Source organism: Streptomyces sp. NPDC006265, from assembly GCF_040613555.1.
Lineage (GTDB): Bacteria > Actinomycetota > Actinomycetes > Streptomycetales > Streptomycetaceae > Streptomyces.
The window spans coordinates 1-4,548 of the sequence record NZ_JBEXSH010000755.1 but is presented as its reverse complement, the minus strand read 5'-3'; the positions used below and the strand labels follow the sequence as shown (position 1 = coordinate 4,548).

Sequence of the window (4,548 nt, the reverse complement as noted above, 5' to 3'; positions counted from 1 at the left end):
ACGCCATGGTCGGGCACAAGTCGGCCCGCTACCGCCGGGACGGGTGGGCCTCCGCCCGGCTGGACGACCTCGCCGGGTGGCCGGGAGCGCGGCTGACCGCCGTACTCGCCGTGCTGGCCGGGCCGGATCCGCGGGGGGCCGCGCGGGCCTGGCAGGCCGACGCGGCGCAGCATCCGAGTCCCAACGCCGGACCCGTGGAAGCCTCGTTCGCGGGGGCGCTCGGGGTGCGGCTGGGCGGGACACTCTCGTACGGCGGGCGGGTGGAGCACCGGCCCGTGCTGAACACGCGGGGGCGGGCCGTCGGCACGCACGACGTCGAGCGGGCCGTGCGGCTGTCGAAGCGCGTCACCTGGCTCGCGCTCGGGGTGTGCGCCGGTGCGCGGTTGCTCAGGAGTGCGCCGTCGCTCAAGGGCGCGCGATCGCTGAAGAGGGGGAAATGACATGAGCGGTGGGCTTCTCGTCGCCGGTACCACCTCCGACGCCGGCAAAAGCGTCGTGACCGCCGGGATCTGCCGGTGGCTGGTGCGCCAGGGCGTCAAGGTCGCGCCCTTCAAGGCGCAGAACATGTCCCTGAACTCCTTCGTGACGACGGAGGGGGCCGAGATCGGACGAGCGCAGGCCATGCAGGCGCAGGCCTGCCGGGTCGAACCGACCGCGCTGATGAACCCAGTGCTGCTCAAGCCCGGTGGTGAGCGGAGCAGTCAGGTCGTGCTGCTGGGCAAGCCGGTCGGGGAGCTGAGTGCGCGCGGCTACCACGGCGGACGGCAGCAGCAGTTGCTCGGGACGGTGCTGGACTGCCTGGAGCAGTTGCGGGGCACGTATGACGCGGTGATCTGTGAGGGGGCCGGTTCTCCCGCCGAGATCAATCTGCGGCGGACGGACATCGTGAACATGGGGATCGCCCGGAACGCCGGGCTGCCCGTGCTCGTCGTCGGCGACATCGACCGGGGCGGGGTGTTCGCCTCGTTCTTCGGGACGGTGGCGCTGCTGTCGCCCGAGGACCAGGCATGTGTCGCGGGGTTCCTCGTCAACAAGTTCCGCGGGGACGTCTCCCTGCTGGAGCCGGGGCTGGAGATGCTGCACGGGCTCACCGGACGGCGGACGTACGGTGTGCTGCCGTTCCGGCACGGGCTCGGGATCGACGAGGAGGACGGACTGCGCGTCTCCCTGCGGGGAGCGGTGCGGGAGTCCGTGGTCGCCCCACCCGTCGGCGAGGACGTGCTGCGCGTCGCGGTCTGCGCCGTGCCGCTCATGTCCAACTTCACCGACGTGGACGCGCTGGCCGCCGAACCGGGCGTCGTGGTGCGGTTCGTGGACCGCCCGGAGGAACTGTCCGACGCCGACCTCGTCATCGTGCCCGGCACCCGCGGGACGGTTCGCGCGCTGGAGTGGCTGCGGGAACGGGGGCTCGCCGAGGCCCTGGCCCGCCGGGCGGCGGAGCAGCGGCCCGTCCTCGGCATCTGCGGCGGCTTCCAGATCCTCGGCGAGCACATCGAGGACGACGTCGAGAGCCGCCGGGGCCACGTCGACGGGCTCGGAATCCTGCCCGTGCGGGTGCGTTTCGCCCGCGAGAAGACCCTCACCCGGCCGCGGGGCGAGGCCCTCGGAGAACGCGTCGAGGGCTACGAGATCCATCACGGGGTCGCCGACGTCACCGGCGGCGCGCCGTTCCTCTCTGATGACGAAGGACACAGCCTGGACGGCTGCCGGGTCGGCCAGACCTGGGGCACGCACTGGCACGGCTCACTGGAGTCGGACGGCTTCCGGCGGGCCTTTCTGCGCGAGGTGGCGGCCGCCGCGGGCCGCCGCTTCGTGCCCGCGCCGGACACCTCGTTCGCCGCGCTGCGCGAGGAGCAGCTCGACCGGCTCGGCGACCTGATCGAACAGCACGCGGACACCGGCGCGCTGTGGCGGCTCATCGAGTCCGGCGCGCCGCAAGGACTGCCCTTCATTCCACCGGGAGCACCCGCATGAGCACTGTGTTGTTGTTGTCGACCGCCGACACGGACCTGCTGGCGGCCCGGGCCGCCTCCGGAGCCGACTACCGGATCGGCAACCCGACCCGCGTGGACGTCCGGGAGGAGCTCCCGGCCCTGCTGGACGGGGCGGGCATCGCCGTCGTGCGGCTGCTCGGAGGCAAGCGGGCCTGGGAGGACGGGCTCGCCGCGCTGAAGGCCTCCGGAGTCCCCACCGTGCTGCTCGGCGGCGAGACCGTGCCGGACGCGGAGTTGATGGCCGAGTCGTCCGTACCGGCGGGTGTCGTCGCGCAGGCGCTGAAGTACCTCGTGGAGGGCGGGCCGGACAACCTCACCGAACTCGCCCGGTTCCTCTCCGACACCGTGCTGCTGACGGGCGAGGGGTTCGTCGAGCCGCGGAAGATGCCCGAGTACGGCGTCCACGGCGAGCGTGAGCTCATGCCGGGCCGTCCGACCGTCGGCGTGCTCTTCTACCGGGCGCACGAGCTGAGCGGCAACACCGGCTTCGTGGACACCCTGTGCGACGCGATCGAGGCGCGGGGAGCCAACGCGCTGCCGGTGTACTGCGGTTCGCTGCGCGGGGCGGACGCGGGCCTGTACGAGATCCTCGGACAGGCGGACACCCTGGTCGCCACCGTCCTCGCCGCGGGCGGCACCCACGCCTCGCAGGCCTCGGCGGGCGGTGACGAGGAGGCCTGGGACATCGGCGCCCTGGCCGAGCTGGACATCCCCGTGCTGCAGGGCCTGTGCCTGACGTCGTCGCGGCAGGCCTGGGCCGATTCGGACGCCGCCCTGTCCCCCATGGACGCCGCGATGCAGGTGGCGATCCCGGAGTTCGACGGGCGGCTGATCACCGTGCCGTTCTCCTTCAAGGAGCAGGGCCCGGACGACGTACCCGTCTACGTCGCCGACCCGGAGCGGGCCGCGCGCGTCGCCGGCATCGCCGTACGGCACGCGCGGCTCAGGCACAAGGACAACGCGGAGAAGAAGCTGGCGCTGGTCTTCACCGCGTACCCGACCAAGCACTCGCGGGTCGGCAACGCGGTCGGGCTCGACACCCCGGCCTCGGCGGTGCGGGTGCTGGACGCGCTGCGGGACGCCGGGTACGTCGTCGAGGGGCATCCTGACGAGGGTGACGAGCTGATCCACCGGCTCATCAACGCCGGCGGGCACGACGTGGAGTGGCTGACGGAGGAGCAACTGGCCGCCGCCCCCGCGCGGGTGCCGCTGGCCGACTACCGGGCGTGGTTCGAGAAGCTCGACCAGGAGCTGAAGGACGCCATGACCCAGGCGTGGGGCGAGCCGCCGGGCAGCCTCTACGTCGACGGCGACGACATCGTGCTGGCGTCGCTGCAGTTCGGGAACGTCGTCGTGATGATCCAGCCGCCGCGTGGCTTCGGCGAGAACCCGATCGCGATCTACCACGACCCGGACATGCCGCCGTCCCACCACTACATGGCGGCCTACCGCTGGCTGGAGAACAGTTTCGGCGCCGACGCCGTCGTGCACATGGGCAAGCACGGCACCATGGAGTGGCTGCCCGGCAAGGGGCTCGGCCTCAGCGGGGGCTGCGCTCCGGACGCGGTCCTCGGGGAACTGCCGCTGATCTACCCGTTCATCGTCAACGACCCGGGCGAGGGCACCCAGGCCAAACGGCGCGGGCACGCCACCGTCGTCGACCACCTCGTGCCGCCGATGGCCCGCGCCGACACCTACGGCGACCTGGCCAAGCTGGAGCAGCTCCTCGACGAGTACGCGCTCGTCTCCGACCTGGACCCGACGAAGGCCCCGACCGTGCGCGCCCAGATCTGGACGCTGGTCAAGGCAGCCGAGCTCCACCACGACCTGCACGTCGACGAGCAGCCGGACGACGCGGAGTTCGACGAGTTCGTCATGCACATCGACGGCTATCTGTGCGAGATCAAGGACGTACAGATCCGCGACGGCCTCCACATCCTGGGCGGCGGGCCGGTCGGAGAGCCGCGCGTCAACCTCGTGCTGGCCGTGCTGCGCGCCTCGCAGGTGTGGGGCGGGCAGGCCAACGCGCTGCCAGGCCTGCGGGCGTCGCTGGCGCTGCACTTCGGGCTGGTGGAGAAGGAACTGCTGGCCGAGCCGGGCGCTCCGGTGAAGGTGCCGGTGGAGCTGACGGACCTGGTGGACGGCCCGGCCCGCAGTGCCGCCGACGCGATCGACCTGCTGGAGCAGCTGTGCCGGCGGATCGCTCAGGGCATGGAGGAGCGCGGCTGGGCGGTCGCCGAGAGCGCGCCGCTGGTCCGGGAAGTCCTCGGCAGCGAACTGCCCGAGGCCGTCGCCGTGCTGGAGTTCGCCTGCGCCGAGGTCGTGCCCCGGCTGGAGAAGACCACCGACGAGATCGGGCACATCCTGCGGGCGCTGAACGGCGGCTACGTGCCGGCCGGACCGTCCGGTTCGCCGACCCGCGGGCTGGTCAACGTGCTGCCGACGGGCCGCAACTTCTACTCCGTCGACCCCAAGGCCATTCCGTCCCGGCTGAGCTGGGAGGTCGGGCAGTCGCTCGCGGACTCGCTGGTGCAGCGGTATCTGCAGGACACCG

Annotated in this window: 3 protein-coding genes; all 3 read left to right on the top strand. The window is 72.3% G+C overall.

From position 1 onward, the window contains the following. A partial coding sequence (locus tag ABZ281_RS39165; protein ID WP_356662765.1) for a cobalamin biosynthesis protein occupies positions 1–440 on the top strand: 440 nt, incomplete at its 5' end. 1 nt (position 441) lies between these two features. Then, positions 442–1,974, top strand: coding sequence for a cobyric acid synthase (locus tag ABZ281_RS39160; protein WP_356662764.1), 1,533 nt, complete (start codon positions 442–444; stop codon positions 1,972–1,974). Then, positions 1,971–4,548 (top strand): cobaltochelatase subunit CobN (locus ABZ281_RS39155; RefSeq protein ID WP_356662763.1); only part of this gene is annotated, 2,578 nt, incomplete at its 3' end. The genes ABZ281_RS39160 and ABZ281_RS39155, both read left to right, overlap by 4 nt.